Origin of the sequence: Isoptericola sp. NPDC056573, assembly GCF_042793335.1 — a bacterium.
Taxonomy (GTDB): Bacteria; Actinomycetota; Actinomycetes; order Actinomycetales; family Cellulomonadaceae; genus Isoptericola.
Genome location: NZ_JBHTUY010000003.1, coordinates 200,697 through 218,954, shown reverse-complemented (window position 1 = coordinate 218,954; position 18,258 = coordinate 200,697). Strand labels below are relative to the sequence as shown.

The window sequence follows — 18,258 nt, the reverse complement described above, 5'->3', positions numbered from 1 at the left end:
ATCCTCATCGCGGCCCCGGCGCCGCGAGCTCGACCTCGCGGCCGCGGCGGGCGAGGTCGGCGCGCAGGTCCGGGTCGTGCGTCGCGACGAGCAGCGCCCTGCCCGCGTCCAGCGCGCCCGCGACGAGACGCCGCGCCACGGCACGCCAGCGCGCGTCGAGCCGCTGCTCCGGCTCGTCGAGCAGCACGAGACGGGCGGGCCGGTAGAGCGTCGTCGCGAGGGCGAACATCTGCCCCTCACCCGACGACAGCTCCCCCGGGAGCTGGTCGCGCACGCGGTCGAGCTCGGCCTCCGCGAGCGCGGTCTCGACGTCGGGGCCGCGATGGCGTCCCGCCCAGGCCGACGCGACGAGGCGCAGGTGCTCGGCGACCGTGAGGTCGGGGTACGCGGACAGGCCGCCCAGCAGCAGCGCGACGTCCTCCCGCCGCCGCAGGCGCGCCTGCCCGGCGGGCAGGCCGAGCACGCGCACGTCGCCCGACGTCGGCTCGTCCTTGCCCGCGACCAGGCGCAGCAGCGTGGACTTGCCGCTGCCGTTCGGCCCGACGACGGCGGCCGCCTCGCCGGGCCCCAGCGTCAGGGACGTCGGCCCGAGGACCTGGACGGTGCCGTGCGTGCGCGTGGCGGCGCGGACGTCGACGAGCGGTTCGGGCACGCCGGCGGTCAGTAGCCGGACCCGGCGGCGGCCTGCTCGCCCCCGGCGAAGCCCGCGAGCACGCCCGCGGTCCCGGACAGGCCCAGCCGCGTGGCGCCGGCGCGGATCATGGCGAGCGCGTCGTCCAGGGTCCGGACCCCGCCGGAGGCCTTGACCCCCAGCGCGCCGCCCACCGTGCCGGCCATGAGCTCCACCGCGTGCACGGAGGCGCCCCCGGCCGGGTGGAAGCCCGTCGAGGTCTTCACGAAGTCGGCGCCGGCGTCCCGCGCGGCCCGGCAGACGGCGACGATCTCGTCGTCGGTGAGCGCGGCCGCCTCGATGATGACCTTGAGCAGGTGCTCGGCGGGCACGGCCGCGCGCACGGCGGCGATGTCCGCCCGGACCGCGTCGAACGCGCCCTCCTTGGCCGCGCCGACGTCGATCACCATGTCGACCTCGTCGGCGCCGTCGGCGACGGATCGGGCCGCCTCGGCCGCCTTCACCGCGCTGACGTGCTTGCCCGACGGGAAGCCGCACACGGTCGCCACCGCGAGGCGACCGGCCGCGACCCGCGCCGCGTGCGCGACGAACGTCGGGGAGATGCAGACCGAGAACACGCCCAGCCGGACGCCCTCCTCGACCAGCGCGGTGACGTCGGCGGTGGTCGCCTCCGGCTTGAGCAGCGTGTGGTCGACGAACCGCGCGAGCGCGAGGGCGTCGGCGGGCAGGTCGCCCTGCCCGGGCCGGGCGGCAGACGGCGTCGAACGGTTCATCGCTGCGCCCCTTCGACCTGCTGGTACCCCGGCAGGATGACGTCGTCGACCAGCGCGCGGCGCTCGTCGTGATGCATGAACGTGCTCCACGCGGCGGTCAGGGTCACGTCGGCCAGGTCGTCGATGGTCCACCCCGCCTCGGTGACGAGCCGCGTCATCTCGTTCGACATGGACGTGCGGGACATGAGGCGGTTGTCCGTGTTGAGCGTGACGGCGAAGTCCAGCTCCTTGAGCCGCGTGATCGGGTGGTCGGCCACGGACGTCGCCGTCGTGGCGCCCGTCTGCAGGTTCGACACGGGGCACACCTCGAGCGCGATCTGGTGGTCGCGCACCCAGTGCGCGAGACGCCCCAGCTCGGCGCGCCGCTCGCCGTCGTCGTCGAAGCCCTCGTGGAACGCGATGTCCTCGACGATCCGCACGCCGTGGCCGATCCGGTCGGCCTGGCCCAGGTGGACGGCCTCCGCGATCGAGGCCGGCCCGGCCGCCTCGCCGGCGTGGATCGTCGTCGGGAAGTCCTGCTCGGCCAGGTAGCGCCAGATCTCCACGTGCCGCGACGGCGGGAACCCGTCCTCCGGGCCGGCGATGTCGAAGCCCACCACGCCGCGGTCCCGGTACGCGACCGCGAGCTCCGCGACCTCCTGCCAGCGGTCGGTGTGCCGCATCGCGGTGACCAGCTGCCCGACGCGGATGATCTGCCCGCGCGACGCCGCCTCGCGGATGCCCTCGTCGATGCCCGCCTGCACGGCCTCGACCGTCTCCGGCAGCGTCAGCCCGCGGGACAGGTGCTGCTCCGGCGCCCAGCGCTGCTCGGCGTACACGACACCGTCCGCGGCGAGGTCCAGCACGGCCTCGCGCGCCACGCGTGCCAGGGCGTCCGCCGTCTGCATGACGGAGATGGTGTGGTCGAACGTCTCCAGGTACCGCACCAGGGACCCGGAGTCCGCGGCCTCGACGAACCAGGTGCCGAGCGACTCGGCGTCCGACGCCGGGAGCTCGTGGCCCACCTCGGCGGCGAGCTCGAGGACGGTCTGCGGTCGCAGGCCCCCGTCGAGATGGTCGTGCAGCAGCACCTTGGGCAGGGCGGGGATCAGGTCGACGAGGGCTTGCGTCATGGGGCCAACCTACCGGCGATCACGCGTCTCCGGAGGCCTCGGGATCGTCGAGCCCGGGGACCTCCTGGCTCTGCTCGACGACGTCGGCCTCCGCGGCCTCGCCGTCCAGGTCGGGCCGGGCGTGCCGCGGCTTGTACTCCTCCGCGCGACCGCCGGCCGCAGCGTCCTCGCCACCCTGCGCGTCGTCCGTCAGGGCGTCCTCGACCAGGCTCGTGGTGTCGTCGGGGCTCTCCAGCCCGGCGTCCCGCCAGGCGTCGTCCGGGGCGGTGCTCATGGGGCTGTCCCTTCGCTCGACGGCGGTACGCTCCCATCGTGGACCCGGCACCCGCGACGCGCCAGAGGAGCCGGTCAGCCGCGGGCGTCCCGGGGCAGCAGCGCCCACACCACGTGCGGCCAGCCGCCGAGCGCGGGGGCGAGCAGCCGGTCGTCCCGACGCCCGCGGGCGCCCGCGACGAGCCCGGCGACCGGCACCGCGTGCAGCCGGCCGGCCGACGGCTCGTAGACCGTCGCGACACCGCCCCGCACGGTCGTAAGGAGGACGACGTGCCGGGGCACCGCCGTCGACACGCCGCCGGCGAGGTCGCCCCCCGTGTACAGCGGGACGGGCACGCCGGCGCCCGCCGCCTCCACGGCGGCGCCCAGCACCGTGCGGGCCGTGCGGCCGCCGACCACCCGGTGGCCGTACCGCACGCGGCCGTACCGGGCGACGCGGGCCGCGCCCCACGGCGGGGTGCCCAGGGCGGCAGGCCACAGCGGGAGGCCGCCCGGTCCCCGGGTCGCGCGCGCGTGCAGCACCCGCTGGGCGGCGGCGAACGCGGCGCCGACCCCGTGCGGCCCGCGGCTCAGCCCGAGCGCGAGCCGGGGGTCGCCCGCGAGCGCCAGGAGGGCCAGCACCGCCGCGCCGCACGTCCGCTCGTCGACCTGGCGCGCGGGGGCGACGACGCCGTCGGACGCGGGGAGCACGAGCGTCCGCGGGCGCCCCGGGACCGGCGGTGGGTCCTCCCGGCCGAGCGGGTCGAGCACCCGTGCCCGCACCGCGGGGGCGAGCGCGTCGAGCGCCGGGACGAGGTCGCCGGGCACCTCCGGGCGGCCGAACCGTCCGACGGGCGGCGGCACCGACGCCGGCCCGGCGAACGCGCCCACGAGCGCGAGGACGTCCGTCACGCGCACCGTCCGCGCCGCCATCGCCCCGACCGTCCCGACCAGCCCGTGCCGCTCAGCCGATCCGGTCGAGCAGGAGCGGTCGGGCCGCGTCGCCGCCCACGGCGTCGTCGACCGCCCACTGCCCCTCGAGCGCCGCCCGGGCGCGGTCGAACCGCTCCGGGGTGTCCGTGTGCAGGGTGAGCAGCGGCTGACCCGCGGAGACCTCGTCCCCCGGCTTCGCGTGCAGCTCGACGCCGGCCCCGGCCTGCACCGGGTCCTCGCGGCGCGAGCGCCCCGCGCCCAGCCGCCAGGCCGCGATGCCGACGGCGTAGGCGTCCAGCCGGGTGAGGACGCCGGACCGGTCCGCGACCACGTCCTGCCGCTCCCGTGCCCGGGGCAGCTCCGCGTCCGGGTCGCCGCCCTGCGCCGCGATCATCCTGCGCCAGACGTCCTTGGCGCGGCCGTCGGCCAGCGCCGCGCGCACCTCGGGCTCGGGCACGGGCTTCCCTGCGCCCGCGAGCATCTCCACGGCCAGCGCGACGGTGAGGTCGACGACGTCGGCCGGCCCGCCGCCGTCGAGGACCTCGACGGACTCGCGCACCTCGAGCGCGTTGCCCGCGGTGCGGCCGAGCGGGACGGCCATGTCCGTGAGCAGCGCGACCGTGCGCACGCCCGCGTCCGTGCCGAGGTCGACCATCGTGCGGGCGAGCTCGCGGGCCGCGTCGAGGTCCTTCATGAACGCGCCGGAGCCCACCTTGACGTCGAGGACCAGCGCGCCGGTGCCCTCCGCGATCTTCTTGCTCATGATCGAGCTCGCGATGAGCGGCACCGACTCGACCGTGCCCGTCACGTCCCGCAGGGCGTAGAGCTTCTTGTCGGCGGGGGCCAGCCCCGCCCCGGCCGCGCAGACCACCGCGCCGACGTCCTCGAGCTGGCCCATCAGCTCGGCGTTGCTCAGCGCCGCCCGCCAGCCCGGGATCGCCTCGAGCTTGTCCAGCGTGCCGCCCGTGTGCCCGAGGCCGCGGCCCGAGAGCTGCGGCACGGCCACCCCGAACGACGCGACGAGCGGCGCGAGCGGCAGCGTGATCTTGTCCCCCACCCCGCCGGTCGAGTGCTTGTCCGCGGTGGGGCGCGACAGGCCGGAGAAGTCCATCCGCTCGCCGGACGCGATCATCGCGCCGGTCCAGCGCGCGACCTCCGGGCGGGTCATCCCCCGCAGCAGGATCGCCATCGCGAGGGCCGACATCTGCTCCTCGGCGACCGCGCCGCGCGTGTAGGCGTCCACCACCCAGTCGATCTGCTCCGCCTCGAGCGGGTGCCCGTCGCGCTTGGTCCGGATGACGTCGACGGCGTCGAACGCCTCGTGGGCCGGCGTGCTGCCCGTCGTGCTGCCCGTCGTGCTGCCCGTCGTGGTCATGCCTCGCTCCCCTCGCGATATCGGTCCAGGTCCGGTGCGCCGAACGCGTCCGGCAGCACCTCGGTCATGGGCACGACGCCCCGGACGGACTCCACCAGCAGGTCGGGGCCGCCGTGCTCCCACAGGAGCTGGCGGCACCGTCCGCACGGCATGAGGGTCCGCCCCGCGCCGTCCACGCACGTGAACGCGACGAGCCGGCCGCCCCCGCCCGTGACCAGGGCGGACACGAGCGAGCACTCCGCGCAGAGCGTCACCCCGTAGGCGGCGTTCTCCACGTTGCAGCCCACCACCACGCGGCCGTCGTCCACGAGCGCCGCGGCACCCACCGGGAAGCCGGAGTACGGCACGTACGCCCGCTCGACGACGTCCCGTGCCGCGGCGCGCAGCGCCTCCCAGTCGACGGTCGGACCACTCGTGCTCGCCATCGCTACTCCTTGGTGTAGGGCGTCCCCGACGCGGCGGGCGCGCGGGACCTGCCGACCAGCCCGGCCACCGCCAGCAGCGTCACCACGTACGGGAGCATGAGCATGAACTGGCTCGGGACGGGCGAGCCCACGACCGACAGCACGTTCTGCAGGTTCGTCGCGAAGCCGAACAGCAGACCGGCCAGGGCCGCCCGGAGCGGGTCCCACTTGCCGAAGATGACCGCGGCCAGGGCGATGAAGCCCGCGCCGGCCGTCATCTCGCGGCCGAACTGGTTGATCGACACCACGGTGTAGAACGCGCCGCCGAGCCCGACCACGGCGCCGCCCACCAGGACGGCCCGGTAGCGGGTGCGCAGCACGTCGATGCCGACCGTGTCGGCCGCCTTGGGGTGCTCGCCCACGGCACGCACCCGCAGGCCCCACTTCGTGCGGAACAGGGCGTACGAGACCGCCGGCACGGCGAGGTACATGAGGTAGACGACGATGGTCTGGTTGAACAGCACCGGCCCGATCACGGGGATGCTCTCGAGCCCGGGGATCGGCAGGCGCGGGAACCGGACGGTCGAGTTGAGCGTCTCGGCGTTCGGGACCAGCACCTCGGAGTAGAAGAAGCTCGTCAGGCCGATGACCAGCACGTTGAGCACCACGCCGACGATCACCTGGTTGACCCGGTAGGTGATGGTGAACAGCGCCAGCACCAGGGCCACGAGGGCGCTCGCCAGCACGGCCGCCACCAGCCCGGCCCACGGGTTCTTGGTGAGCGACGCGACGATCGCGGCGACGAACGCGCCCGCCAGCAGCTGGCCCTCGATGGCGATGTTGACGACGCCCGCGCGCTCGCCGATGACGCCGCCGAGCGCGCCGTAGACGAGCGGCACGGACAGGCCGATGGCACCACCGAGGAGCCCGACCACCGAGATGTCGCGCGGGCTGCCCGCGCCCGCCCAGGCGAGGAACCCGACGAGCAGCGCGGCCGCGAAGACGGCCACGGCCCACACGGGTACGCGTCGCCCGGCCCGGGTGCGCACGACGGCGAACGCCAGCACGGCGAGCCCGACGACGGCGCACACCCAGGCCGTGGCCATCGCGGGCACGACGAGCGTCGACAGGACGACGAAGTCGGTGCTGGTCGACAGCGCGAACCGCGCGGAACCCTCGTGGGGCGCCAGGAGCAGCAGCAGCGCGTACAGGACCAGGACCACGCCGAGGCCGACGACGGCCTTCCACGTCACCGGGGCCGTGGCGCGCGACGCGGGGGCCGGGGCCGCGGCCCCGGGCTGGTCGACGGTCGTGGCGGTCATGCCTGTCCCTCCCCGGCGCCCTGCGCGCCTGCCGCCCGACGGCGGTCGCGTCGGCTCTCCCGTCGGCGCGGCGTCCGCTCCGGCTGCGGCAGGCGGAACACCGCCCGCACGAGCGGCGGCGCCGCGATGAACAGCACGATCAGCGACTGCACGACGAGCACGATCTCGATCGGGATGCCCTCGGCGGCCTGCATCGCGGAGCCGCCGGCCTTGAAGCCGCCGAACAGGATGCCGGCGCCGAGCACGCCCCACGGCGACGACCCGCCGAGCAGCGCCACGGTGATCGCGTCGAAGCCGATGCCGGCGTCGATGTCGGTGCTGAAGCCGGAGGTCACCGTGCCCAGCACCTGCTGCGCCCCGGCGAGACCCACCAGGCCACCGGCCACGAGCATGACGAGCACCGTGGTGCGTGGCACGTCGATGCCGGCCACCCGTGCGGCCTTGGGGTTCTCGCCGACGGCACGGAAGGCGAAGCCCGTGCTCGAGCGGTTGAGCAGCCACCACACCCCGACGACGGCGAGCAGCGCGAGCACGAAGCCCCAGTCGAGGTTGTACTCGCTGCCGAGCAGCGACGGCAGCACGGCCGAGTCCTGCATCGGCGGCGTCTTCGGGTACGCGGAGCCGGGCGCCTGCATGAGCCCCGGCGTGGAGAGCAGGTAGGACAGCAGGTAGAACGCGACGTAGTTGAGCATGATCGTGACGATCACCTCGTGGGCGCCGGTGCGGGCCTTCAACAGGCCGGCGATGCCCGCCCACAGCGCGCCGGCGGCGACGCCGGCCACGAGGGCGATCAGCAGGTGCAGCGGGAACGGGAGCCCGGTGACGCCGAAGCCGATCCACCCGGCGGCGGTGGCCGCCATGAGCATCTGGCCCTGGCCACCGATGTTGAACAGCCCCGCGCGGAACGCCAGGGCGACGCCCAGGCCGGCCGCGATGAGCGGCGTGGCGTTGGCGAGCGTCTGCGTCAGCGGCTTGATCCCCTGCGCGAACGTGTCCGCGCCGAAGTTGTAGACCGCGCCCTGGAACAGGGCGGAGTACGCGCCACCCACCGCCTGGCCGACCGCGGCGAGCGTGTCGGCCGGCCGCGCGAAGAAGTACGGCGCCGCCGCCTGGACCTTCTCGTCGGTGACGACGATGAGGATCGACCCCGCCAGCACCGCCAGCACGATCGCGCCGAGGGCGACGGCCCAGCCGCCGGAGGTCGCGCGGCGCAACGCGTCGCGCCACCGTTGGCCGGACTCCTCGACGACGGCCGCCTGCTCGCGCGCCGCCTCCTGCTCCAGCTCCTCCGCGAGCCCGGGCTCGGCCGTCGCGTCGACCTGCTCGAGCGCCTCGCCGAGCCGCGAGTCGGGGTCGACGTCGGGCCCCTGCTCCTGTGCCGGTTCCGGGGCCCGGTCCTGCGCCCGGTCCTGGGGCGTCTCGCCGCTCACGCCGCGTCTCCTTCTCGATCGGGGCCGCTCTCGGGCGCGACGCCGGCCATCATCAGGCCGAGCACGTCGCGCGGGGTGTCCGCCGGGACGATGCCGACGACGCGGCCCCGGTACATCACCATGATCCGGTCGGCGAGGGCGACGGCCTCGTCCAGCTCCGTCGACACCACCACGACCGGGATGCCCGAGTCGCGCGTCTCGACGATCCGCTTGTGGATGAACTCGATCGAGCCGACGTCGACGCCGCGCGTCGGCTGCGCCGCCACGAGCAGGCGCAGCTCGCGGGACAGCTCGCGCGCGAGGACGACCTTCTGCTGGTTGCCGCCCGACAGGCGGCCGACGCGCGTCTCGATGCCCTGCGTGCGGACGTCGTACTCCGCGACCTTCTCCCGCGCGAAGTCGTCGCGCAGCGCGAGCTGCAGGGCGCCGCGGCGCACGAACGGCGGGCCGTCCGTGCGGTCGAGCACGAGGTTCTCGGCGATCGTGAACTCGCCGACGAGGCCGTCCTCGTTGCGGTCCTCGGGCACGAAGCCGACCCCCGCCTGCAGGATCCGGCGCACCGAGCGGCCCACCAGCTCCTTGCCGTCGAGCCGCACGCTCCCCGCGACCTGCTCCTGGAGGCCCACGAGGGCCTCGGTCAGCTCCGTCTGGCCGTTGCCCTGGACGCCGGCGACGACGAGCACCTCGCCGCCGCGCACCGTGAAGCTCACGTCGTCCACGAGCACCTGGCCCTCGGGCCCCGTGACGCGGAGGTCCGTGACGGCGAGCTCGTTGTCGGTCGTGCGGGCCGCGTCCTTGCGCACCGTCAGCTCGACGGCGCGGCCCACCATGAGCGACGCGAGCTCGGCGTCGGTCGCGCCGGGGCTCGCCTCGCCGACGACCTTGCCGTGCCGCACGACCGTGATGCGGTCGGCGACGGCGCGCACCTCGCGCAGCTTGTGCGTGATGAAGACGATCGCCGCGCCCTCGTCCCGCAGCTGCCGCATGATCCCCATGAGCTCGTCGGTCTCCTGGGGGGTCAGCACGGCCGTGGGCTCGTCGAAGACCAGCACGTCGGCGTCGCGCGAGAGCGCCTTGATGATCTCGACCCGCTGCTGCACGCCCACCGGCAGGTCCTCGACCAGGGCGTCCGGGTCGACCTGGAAGCCGAACCGGTCCGCGATCTCCGTGACCCGGGAGCGCGCGCTGGCCAGGTCCAGCACCCCCGCGGCACCGGTGGTCTCGTGCCCGAGCATGACGTTCTCCGCGACCGAGAACACCGGCACGAGCATGAAGTGCTGGTGCACCATGCCGATCCCGGCGGCCATCGCGTCGCCGGGCCCCTCGAAGGCCTGGACCTCGTCGTCCAGGAGGATCTCGCCCTCGTCGGCCTGGTACAGGCCGTAGAGCACGTTCATCAGGGTGGACTTGCCGGCGCCGTTCTCGCCCAGCAGGCAGTGGATCTCGCCCGGCTCCACCACGAGGTCGATGTGGTCGTTCGCCACGAGGGCGCCGAAGCGTTTGGTGATGCCGCGCAGCTCGAGCCTCATGCTCTGCCTTCCATCGGTCGCGGGTCGTCGGGATGTCGTGGAGCTCGCACCGCGGCCAGCCTCTCACCGGGGCGGCCTCGTCGCCGTCCGCGCCGCGGGACGGCGCACAGAGTGCGGACGGTGGCGCGACCCCGGGGGTCGCGCCACCGTCCGTGGTCCGGGACGTGTGCCGTCACCGGACCGATGTCACTCCTGGTCGTCGAGGTACGAGTCGACCGTGACGTCGCCCGCGACGATCTGCTCCTGGAGCGCGGTGACCTCCTCCATGAGGGCGGGGTCGACCTTGTCCTCGAAGTTGTGCAGCGGGGCGATGCCCACGCCCTTGTTCTCGAGGGTCCCGATGTACGGCGTCGCGTCGAACTCGCCCTTGGCGGCGGAGCTGACGGACTCGTAGGTGGAGATGTCCATCCCCTTGAGGATCGACGTCAGCACGTAGTCCTGGGTGGACGGGTCGGTCTCGAACAGGTCGGCGTCGGCGCCGATGAGGGCGACGTCCTTGCCCGAGTCCTGGATCGCCGCGATCGCGGACTGGTAGATCGGGCCGCCGACCGGCAGGATCACGTCGACGCCCTGGTCGAGGATGTTCTGCGCGGTGGTCTTCGCGGTCTCGTTGGCCTCGAACTTGCCGGTGAACGAGCCCTTCTCGCCGCCCTCGAAGCCCACGACCTCGACCTCGGTGCCCTTGACCTCGTTGTAGTACTCGACGCCCTGCTTGAAGCCGTCCATGAAGATGGTCACGGTCGCGATCGGGGCGCCGCCGAAGGTCCCGACCTTGCCGGCCTCGGAGTATCCGGCCGACAGGTAGCCCGCGAGGAACGCGGCCTGCGCCGTGTCGTACAGCAGCGGCTTCACGTTCTCGGCGTCGACCGTCTCGTCGACGAGGATGAACTCGGTGTCCGGGTTCGCCTCGGCGGCCTCGGTCGTCGCGGCGGCCAGGTTGAAGCCCACCGAGACGATCGGCGAGCAGCTCTGCCCGACCAGCGACTCCATGTTGGGCTGATAGTCCGTCTCGGTCTGCGACTGGACGGCGGTGAGCTCGACGCCGAACTCGTCCGCGGCCTTCTGCGCCCCCTCGAAGCTGAGCTGGTTGAAGCTCTTGTCGTCGAACCCACCCTGGTCCGAGACGATGCACGGCTTGAAGCCCTCCACCGCTGCGGCGGCGCTGCTGTCGCCACCGGACTCCTCGGGTGCCTCCGCACAGGCCGCCAGCGCGAGCGCGGCGACGCCGGCGAGGGCGGTGAGCTGGATCGCTCTCTTCACCTGTCGCTCCTGTCGATCGTTCGTCGGGCCGGGGTCGTCCGGCCCGTCACCGACGGAAGCCTAGCCACCGGCGCCCCGGCCGAGAACCGCAGGCGACGAACCCGCAGGAGTCGTTACCGAAGCGGTATCGACGGCCGACCACGGCAACACGCCGGACACTTTCCGGCGTCTCACGGTTGGAGCGCGAAACGTCCCAGCAACCGGGCACCGACGGCGATCGACCGCTCGTCCACGACGAGGTCCCCCTGGTGGATGTCGTAGCGCCGCTCCCCCGGGGTCCCGGTGCCGAGGCGGGCCATCGCGCCCGGCACCTTGGTGAGGTACCAGGCGAAGTCCTCGCCGCCGAGCGACTGCTCGGTGAGCACGACACCCTCGGGGCCGAGCACGGCGGTCCCCGCCGCCTCGAGCGCGCCGTTCACGGCGGCGTCGTTGTCCACCGGCGGGACTCCGCGCGCGTGCCGCACGGTGACGTCCACCTCGTACGGCGCGACGACCTGCTCCACCGCGTCGTGCAGCACCTGCCCGGCACGCTCCCACGCCCGCACGTCGAGGCAGCGCAGCGTGCCGCCGACGGTGCCCGTGGCGGGGATCGCGTTGTGGGCGTTGCCCGCGTGCACCGCGCCCCAGGTGAGGTTGACGCCCGAGCGCGGGTCGAGCCGGCGGCCGAGCACCGCGGGCACCTGCGTGATGACCTGCCCCAGGGCGTACACCACGTCGCCGGTCAGGTGCGGCCGCGAGGTGTGCCCGCCCGACGACGACAGGGTCACCGTGACCGTGTCCGACGCGGAGGTGATCGGGCCGATGCGGGTGCCGATCTGCCCCACGTCCAGCTTGGGCTCGCAGTGCACCGCGGCGATGCGGTCCACGCCGTCGAGCACGCCCTGCGCGATGACGTCGAGCGCGCCGCCGGGCATCACCTCCTCGGCGGGCTGGAAGATCAGCCGCGCGCCGCGGTCGAGCAGGCCCTCGTCGTGCAGCGCGGCGAGGGCCAGGCCCGCGCCGAGCACCACGGTGGTGTGCACGTCGTGCCCGCAGGCGTGCGCCACGCCCGGCACCACCGAGCGGAACGGCAGGCCGCACGAGTCGTCGAGGGGCAGCGCGTCGATGTCCGCGCGCAGGGCCACGCGGCCCAGGCCGTCGGGCGACCGGTCGGGGCCGACGTCGCAGACCAGGCCGGTGCCCTCGAGCAGCCGGGGTTCGAGGCCGGCGGCGCGCAGCCGCTCGGCCACGAGAGCGGTGGTGCGGACCTCCTGCCGGCCCAGCTCGGGGTGCGCGTGCACGTCGCGGCGGATCTCGACCAGCTCGGCCTCGAGGCCCGCGACGATCTCGTCCAGCCGCGCCCCGACGACGGCCTCGCGGGCGCTCACAGCACGTCCTCGCGGCCGTGGGCGCGCATCGCGTCGACCATGTCCTTGACCTGCTGCGCACGGGCGCGGGTGGTGACCAGGAGCGCGTCGGGCGTGTCGACCACGACGACGTCGTCGATGCCGAGCAGCGCGACCACCCGGTCGCCGCCGGGCACGACGACCGAGCCGGCCGACTGCACCCGCACGACGTCGGCCGGGTCGCCCAGCACCTTGGAGCCGCCGTCGTCGTCCGACGGCAGGAGCGCGGCGAGCGAGTTGAAGTCGCCGACGTCGTCCCACCCGAACGTGCCGGGCACGACGGCGACGCCGCCCTCGGCGGCGACGGGCTCCGCGACGGCGTGGTCGATCGCGATCTTCTCCAGGCCGGGCCACACGCGGGCGACCACGGCCGCACGGTCGGGCGTGTCCCACGCGGCCGCGATCTCCCGCAGCCCGTCGTGCAGGGCGGGGCGGTGCGTCGCGAGGTGCCCCAGGAGCACGGAGCTGCGGGCCACGAAGATGCCGGCGTTCCAGCGGTACTCGCCCGACGCGACGTACTCGCGGGCCGTCGCGGCGTCGGGCTTCTCCGTGAAGCCGCGCACGTGCAGCGCGCTCGGCGCGCCCTCGACGCCCAGCGGGTCGCCGCTGCGCACGTAGCCGAAGGCCACCGACGGGCGCGAGGCGGCGATGCCGATCGTCGCGACGTAGCCGGCGCGCGCGGCCGCGACCGCCTCCCGCACCGCGGCGTCGAACGACGCCGCGCCGGACACCACCTGGTCGGCGGCGAAGGAGCCCACGACGACGTCCCCGTGCCGGTGCTCGAGCACGGCGGCGGCCAGCCCGATGGCCGCCATCGAGTCGCGCGGCGACGGCTCGGCGAGCACGGCGTCCTCGGCCAGCTCGGGCAGCTGCTCGCGCGCGGCCGCGACGTGCGGCTCGCCGGTGACGAGCACGACCCCGCCGCCGGCCAGCGGCCGCAGCCGGTCGACCGTGCCCTGCAGCAGGGTGCGGCCCGCGCCCGTGAGGTCGTGCAGGAACTTGGGCGCGCCGGCGCGGGACAGCGGCCACAACCGGGTGCCGGCGCCCCCGGCGGGGACCACGGCGTAGAACCCGGGGACCGGGGGGACGGAGGGGGGCGCCGCGGTGCTCATCCCCGCAGCATAAGCGTGCTGACGGGCGGGCCGTCGGCGACGTCAACCCTGTGGAATAGGTCACGAAACACCCCGGCCCGTCCCGGTTTGCCGGACCTCGTGTGCCATGAGCCGACCGGATGTCACTACAGTGACCGTGAACGGAATCCACACAGAATCCGCCAACGGAGGCTCCCCCCGTGCCTAAAGCACCTGCTGGCACGCTCTACCGCGGCCGTGAAGGCATGTGGTCCTGGGTCGCGCATCGCGTGACCGGCGTGCTCATCTTCTTCTTCCTCCTCGTGCACATCCTGGACACGGCTCTCGTCCGGGTGTCGCCCGAGGCCTACAACGCCGTCATCGGGACGTACCAGACGCCGATCATGGGACTCGGGGAGGCCGGCCTCGTCGCCGCGATCGTCTTCCACGCGTTCAACGGCGTCCGCGTGATCCTCGTCGACTTCTGGGCCAAGGGCCCGAAGTACCAGAGGACGATGCTCTGGGTCGTCGTCGGCCTGTTCGTCGTGACCATGGCCGGCTTCCTGCCGCGGCACCTGATGAACGTCTTCGGAGGTGGGCACTGATGGCCTCGACCCAGACCCCGTCCGCGCTCGCGGCCCCGCGGTCCCCCTACGCCCGCCGCAAGACCACCCGCGGCAACTACGAGCTGTACAGCTGGGTGTTCATGCGCGCGTCCGGCGTGGTGCTGATCGTCCTGATCTTCGGCCACCTCTTCGTCAACCTCATGGTGGGCGAGGGCGTGCACGCGATCGACTTCGCCTTCGTCGGCGGCAAGTGGTCCAGCCCCTTCTGGCAGGTCTGGGACCTGCTGATGCTGTGGCTCGCGATGATCCACGGGACCAACGGCGTGCGCACGGTCATCAACGACTACGCGCAGAAGGACTCCACGCGCGGCGTGCTCAAGGCGCTGCTGTTCCTGGCGTTCGCGATCGTGGTCGTGCTCGGCACCCTCGTGATCTTCACGTTCAACCCCTGCCCGCCGGGCGCCCCGGCCGAGCTCCTGCCGTCGATCTGCTTCTCGAACTAAGGACAGGCACCCCCCGATGCAGACACATCAGTACGACGTCGTCATCGTCGGCGCAGGCGGCGCCGGCATGCGCGCGGCGCTCGAGGCCTCCGGCGAGGCCCGCACCGCGGTGATCTCGAAGCTCTACCCCACCCGCTCCCACACCGGTGCCGCCCAGGGCGGCATGGCGGCGGCCCTCGCGAACGTCGAGGAGGACAACTGGGAGTGGCACACGTTCGACACCGTCAAGGGCGGTGACTACCTGGTCGACCAGGACGCGGCGGAGATCCTCGCGAAGGAGGCCATCGACTCGGTCCTCGACCTGGAGAAGATGGGCCTGCCGTTCAACCGCACGCCCGAGGGCCGCATCGACCAGCGCCGGTTCGGCGGCCACACCCGCGAGCACGGCCAGGCCGCCGTGCGCCGCGCCTGCTACGCCGCGGACCGCACCGGCCACATGATCCTGCAGACGCTCTACCAGAACTGCGTGAAGCAGAACGTCGAGTTCTACAACGAGTTCTACGTGCTGGACCTGCTCACGGACCACGACCTCACCACCGAGCAGATCGAGGACGGGGCCGAGGTCAACGCGACCGGCGTCGTCGCCTACGACCTGGCGAGCGGCGAGATCCACGTGTTCCAGGCGAAGGCGATCATCTTCGCCACCGGCGGCGCGGGCAAGATCTTCAAGACGACGTCGAACGCGCACACCCTCACGGGTGACGGCATGGCGCTGGCGTACCGCCGCGGCCTGCCGCTGGAGGACATGGAGTTCTTCCAGTTCCACCCGACGGGCCTCGCGGGCCTCGGCATCCTCCTGTCGGAGGCGGCGCGCGGCGAGGGCGGCATCCTGCGCAACTCGGACGGCGAGCGCTTCATGGAGCGCTACGCCCCCACCATCAAGGACCTCGCGCCGCGCGACATCGTCGCCCGCTCGATGGCCAACGAGGTGCGCGAGGGCCGCGGCGCCGGCCCGAACAAGGACTACGTGCTGCTCGACCTCACGCACCTGGAGCCCGCGCACATCGACGCGAAGCTCCCCGACATCACCGAGTTCGCCCGCACCTACCTCGGCATCGAGCCCTACACCGAGCCCGTGCCCGTCTACCCGACGGCGCACTACGCGATGGGCGGCGTGCCGACGAACATCCAGGGCGAGGTGCTGCGCGACAGCCACAACGTCGTCAAGGGTCTGTACGCGGCCGGGGAGGTCGCGTGCGTGTCCGTGCACGGCTCCAACCGCCTCGGCACCAACTCGCTGCTCGACATCAACGTCTTCGGCAAGCGGGCCGGCCGCTCGGCCGCCGCGTACGCGAAGACGGCGGGGCCGCACCGGGAGCTCCCGGAGAACCCGACCGCCCGGGTCGAGGCCCAGCTCGCCGAGATGCGCGACCGTCCCGACGGCGAGCGCGTCGCGGACGTCCGCAAGGCGCTCCAGGAGACCATGGACGCCAACGCCCAGGTGTTCCGCACCGGCGACTCCCTCAACGAGGCGCTGGCCGAGATCCGGGAGCTGCAGAAGCGGTACCGGAACGTCTCCGTCCAGGACAAGGGCAAGCTGTTCAACACGGACCTGCTCGAGGCGATCGAGCTCGGCTTCCTGCTGGACATCGCCGAGGTGACCGTCGTCGCCGCCCTCAACCGCAAGGAGTCGCGCGGCGGGCACTACCGGGAGGACTTCCCGGACCGCGACGACGCGAACTACATGCTGCACACGATGGCGTACCGCCGTCCGACGTCGGCCCCCGACGCCGGCGACGGCCACGTCCCGGGCTACTTCGACCACGTCGAGGACTTCGGGGACTACAAGGTCGTCCTGGGGTCCAAGCCCGTCATCCAGACCCGGTACGAGCCCATGGAGCGGAAGTACTGATGACTGCTGTTCTCGAGAACCCTGCGGCCCCGGCCTCCGAGCCGAAGGCCGGTGCCATCCCCAGCTTCGAGGTCACGCTCCGCATCCGGCGGTACAACCCCGAGTCGGAGCACGGCGAGGAGTCGACCTGGGACGACTTCACGGTCCAGGTGCACGGCACCGACCGCGTCCTCGACGCGCTGCACATGATCAAGTGGGAGCAGGACGGGTCGCTGACCTTCCGCCGCTCGTGCGCCCACGGGGTCTGCGGCTCCGACGCGATGCGTATCAACGGCCGCAACCGGCTCGCCTGCAAGACGCTCCTCAAGGACGTCAACCCGGACAAGCCGATCACGGTCGAGCCCATCAAGGGCCTGCCCGTCGTCAAGGACCTCGTGGTCGACATGGAGCCGTTCTTCGCCTCCTACCGCGAGATCATGCCGTTCCTCATCACCTCGGGGAACGAGCCGACGCGCGAGCGCCTGCAGTCCGCCGAGGACCGCGAGCGGTTCGACGACACCACCAAGTGCATCCTGTGCGCCGCGTGCACGTCGTCGTGCCCCGTGTTCTGGACCGACGGCCAGTACTTCGGCCCGGCCGCGATCGTCAACGCGCACCGGTTCATCTTCGACAGCCGTGACGAGGGCGCCACGCAGCGCCTGGAGATCCTCAACGACAAGGAGGGCGTGTGGCGCTGCCGCACGACCTTCAACTGCACCGAGGCCTGCCCGCGCGGCATCGAGGTCACCAAGGCCATCCAGGAGGTCAAGCGCGCGATGATCACGCGCGCGTTCTGACCGCCGCTCTGCCTCGCTGGCGCACCCCGCGGACGCTCGACTCCCGCAGCGCCCAGGAGCCCCGTCGTACCCCACGGACGACGGGGCTCCACGGCTTTCCGGAGCCCTGGCCGCGGCGCACCACCCGCTCGATCTCCGCCGCGTCGCGCATCGCGGCGACCTCCGCCTCCGCGTGGGCGATCTCGTCCAACCGGGGCGGGTCGTAGATCCACGCGCACATCAGCAGCAGCACCCGGGCGACGAAGTTCACCAGCACCAGCACCGTCACAAGTCCGGCGAACGCCGCGAGCAGCGCGTTGCGCTCCGCGCCCGCCGCCACGACGGACGTGCCGAGCCAGCGCAGCACCCCGGCGACGACGCCGGCCGCGAGGCACCCGAGGACGAAGTCCCGGCGACGCCGGGGCCGGACCCGGGCCACGACGCGGACGATGAGGTAGACGAGCAGCGCGTCGAGCGCGACGCCCACCGCGGCGGTGCCGAGCGCGGTGAGCTGGGCGACCAGGAACGAGCTACCGAACCAGTCCTGCACCTGGCGGCTGAAGGTCTGCGCGAGGATGCTCGCGGCGGCCGAGGCCACGATCATCGCGCCGAGGATGACGAAGCCGAGCAGCTCCCAGATCTTCGACAGCACCGGGCTGACGCCCACGACGGGCTGGTCGAACATCGACCGCACGGAGATGCGCAGCGCCCGCATGAAGCCGATCGCGGTCCAGAGGAAGACGACGGCGGCGATCACGCTGGTCCACGTCAGCGCGGAGCTCAGCACCAGCTGACTGGGCGCGAGAACGCCGTCCGGGTTGGCGTCGGTCTTGATGAGGCCCGGGAGCCAGTCGTTGATCTGCTCGAAGACCTCCTCCTGCAGCTCCTGCCGCCCCGTCAGCACCCGCGAGAACACGGTGAAGCCGATGGTCAGCGCCGCGAAGAGCGAGAAGATCGCGGTGTAGGCGATGCCGCCGCACAGGAGGGCGCCGCGGCGGTCGACGTACCAGTACCACGACCGCACGGGGCGCAGGCTCTTGAACCACTGGTACGCGACGACGGACCGGCTCTTGGCCTGTTCGAGTCGGTCGTTCACAGACGCGACC

The 18,258-nt window shown here is 73.3% G+C and carries 18 protein-coding genes; 4 read left to right on the top strand and 14 right to left on the bottom strand.

Going from position 1 to position 18,258, the window contains the following annotated elements:
* Positions 1 to 4: 4 nt before the first annotated feature.
* From ACFQ8E_RS06115 to ACFQ8E_RS06055, 13 genes are all read right to left on the bottom strand, one after another.
* Positions 5 to 652 carry an ATP-binding cassette domain-containing protein gene (locus ACFQ8E_RS06115; RefSeq protein WP_430549694.1) on the bottom strand — a complete coding sequence of 216 codons (648 nt, stop codon included), beginning with the start codon at positions 650 to 652 and terminating at the stop codon, positions 5 to 7.
* Positions 653 to 660: 8 nt separating this feature from the next.
* The gene (gene deoC / locus ACFQ8E_RS06110; RefSeq protein WP_430549693.1) at positions 661 to 1,404 is read right to left on the bottom strand and encodes a deoxyribose-phosphate aldolase; all 744 of its coding nucleotides are present in this window, start codon (positions 1,402 to 1,404) and stop codon (positions 661 to 663) included.
* Complete coding sequence (locus ACFQ8E_RS06105) at positions 1,401 to 2,516, bottom strand: adenosine deaminase (protein WP_430549692.1); 1,116 nt, start codon at positions 2,514 to 2,516, stop codon at positions 1,401 to 1,403. Before ACFQ8E_RS06105 ends, deoC begins: the two co-directional genes overlap by 4 nt.
* Positions 2,517 to 2,535: 19 nt before the next feature.
* A complete protein-coding gene (locus ACFQ8E_RS06100) occupies positions 2,536 to 2,790 on the bottom strand; it encodes a hypothetical protein (protein ID WP_430549691.1) in 255 nt (84 codons plus the stop codon).
* Between the two features lie 74 nt (positions 2,791 to 2,864).
* Complete coding sequence (locus ACFQ8E_RS06095; protein ID WP_430549690.1) at positions 2,865 to 3,701, bottom strand: hypothetical protein; 837 nt, start codon at positions 3,699 to 3,701, stop codon at positions 2,865 to 2,867.
* Positions 3,702 to 3,732: 31 nt separating this feature from the next.
* A complete protein-coding gene (locus ACFQ8E_RS06090) occupies positions 3,733 to 5,076 on the bottom strand; it encodes a thymidine phosphorylase (protein ID WP_430549689.1) in 1,344 nt (447 codons plus the stop codon).
* Positions 5,073 to 5,501, bottom strand: a complete 429-nt coding sequence (locus tag ACFQ8E_RS06085) for a cytidine deaminase (RefSeq protein WP_430549688.1) — start codon at positions 5,499 to 5,501, stop codon at positions 5,073 to 5,075. The genes ACFQ8E_RS06090 and ACFQ8E_RS06085 overlap by 4 nt, the downstream gene beginning before the upstream one ends.
* Before the next feature lie 2 nt (positions 5,502 to 5,503).
* Positions 5,504 to 6,802, bottom strand: a complete 1,299-nt coding sequence (locus ACFQ8E_RS06080) for an ABC transporter permease (protein WP_430549687.1) — start codon at positions 6,800 to 6,802, stop codon at positions 5,504 to 5,506.
* The gene (locus ACFQ8E_RS06075; protein WP_430549686.1) at positions 6,799 to 8,232 is read right to left on the bottom strand and encodes an ABC transporter permease; all 1,434 of its coding nucleotides are present in this window, start codon (positions 8,230 to 8,232) and stop codon (positions 6,799 to 6,801) included. Before ACFQ8E_RS06075 ends, ACFQ8E_RS06080 begins: the two co-directional genes overlap by 4 nt.
* Entirely contained in the window at positions 8,229 to 9,761 is a 1,533-nt protein-coding gene (locus tag ACFQ8E_RS06070) for an ABC transporter ATP-binding protein (protein WP_430549685.1), read from the bottom strand. The genes ACFQ8E_RS06075 and ACFQ8E_RS06070 overlap by 4 nt, the downstream gene beginning before the upstream one ends.
* A 186-nt stretch (positions 9,762 to 9,947) precedes the next feature.
* Positions 9,948 to 11,021 carry a BMP family protein gene (locus ACFQ8E_RS06065; RefSeq protein WP_430549684.1) on the bottom strand — a complete coding sequence of 358 codons (1,074 nt, stop codon included), beginning with the start codon at positions 11,019 to 11,021 and terminating at the stop codon, positions 9,948 to 9,950.
* Positions 11,022 to 11,191: 170 nt separating this feature from the next.
* Positions 11,192 to 12,388: an amidohydrolase gene (locus ACFQ8E_RS06060; protein WP_430549683.1), complete on the bottom strand. Its 1,197-nt coding sequence runs from the start codon at positions 12,386 to 12,388 to the stop codon at positions 11,192 to 11,194.
* The gene (locus ACFQ8E_RS06055; RefSeq protein WP_430549682.1) at positions 12,385 to 13,518 is read right to left on the bottom strand and encodes a mannose-1-phosphate guanylyltransferase; all 1,134 of its coding nucleotides are present in this window, start codon (positions 13,516 to 13,518) and stop codon (positions 12,385 to 12,387) included. Before ACFQ8E_RS06055 ends, ACFQ8E_RS06060 begins: the two co-directional genes overlap by 4 nt.
* A gap of 179 nt (positions 13,519 to 13,697) precedes the next feature.
* Here ACFQ8E_RS06055 and sdhC point away from each other — a divergent pair, with 179 nt between their 5' ends.
* The 4 genes from sdhC to ACFQ8E_RS06035 are packed head-to-tail and all read left to right on the top strand — an operon-like array spanning position 13,698 to position 17,173.
* Positions 13,698 to 14,081: a succinate dehydrogenase, cytochrome b556 subunit gene (gene sdhC, locus ACFQ8E_RS06050; RefSeq protein ID WP_430549681.1), complete on the top strand. Its 384-nt coding sequence runs from the start codon at positions 13,698 to 13,700 to the stop codon at positions 14,079 to 14,081.
* On the top strand, positions 14,081 to 14,545 hold the full coding sequence (locus ACFQ8E_RS06045) for a succinate dehydrogenase hydrophobic membrane anchor subunit (protein ID WP_430549680.1): 465 nt from the start codon (positions 14,081 to 14,083) through the stop codon (positions 14,543 to 14,545). The genes sdhC and ACFQ8E_RS06045 overlap by 1 nt, the downstream gene beginning before the upstream one ends.
* Positions 14,546 to 14,561: 16 nt before the next feature.
* Positions 14,562 to 16,397: a succinate dehydrogenase flavoprotein subunit gene (sdhA, locus tag ACFQ8E_RS06040; protein WP_430549679.1), complete on the top strand. Its 1,836-nt coding sequence runs from the start codon at positions 14,562 to 14,564 to the stop codon at positions 16,395 to 16,397.
* Entirely contained in the window at positions 16,397 to 17,173 is a 777-nt protein-coding gene (locus ACFQ8E_RS06035; protein ID WP_430549678.1) for a succinate dehydrogenase iron-sulfur subunit, read from the top strand. Before sdhA ends, ACFQ8E_RS06035 begins: the two co-directional genes overlap by 1 nt.
* Here ACFQ8E_RS06035 and ACFQ8E_RS06030 read toward each other — a convergent pair.
* Positions 17,157 to 18,248 carry a YihY/virulence factor BrkB family protein gene (locus ACFQ8E_RS06030; RefSeq protein WP_430549677.1) on the bottom strand — a complete coding sequence of 364 codons (1,092 nt, stop codon included), beginning with the start codon at positions 18,246 to 18,248 and terminating at the stop codon, positions 17,157 to 17,159. The two genes, ACFQ8E_RS06035 and ACFQ8E_RS06030, sit on opposite strands and share 17 nt — an antisense overlap.
* Positions 18,249 to 18,258: the final 10 nt, after the last annotated feature.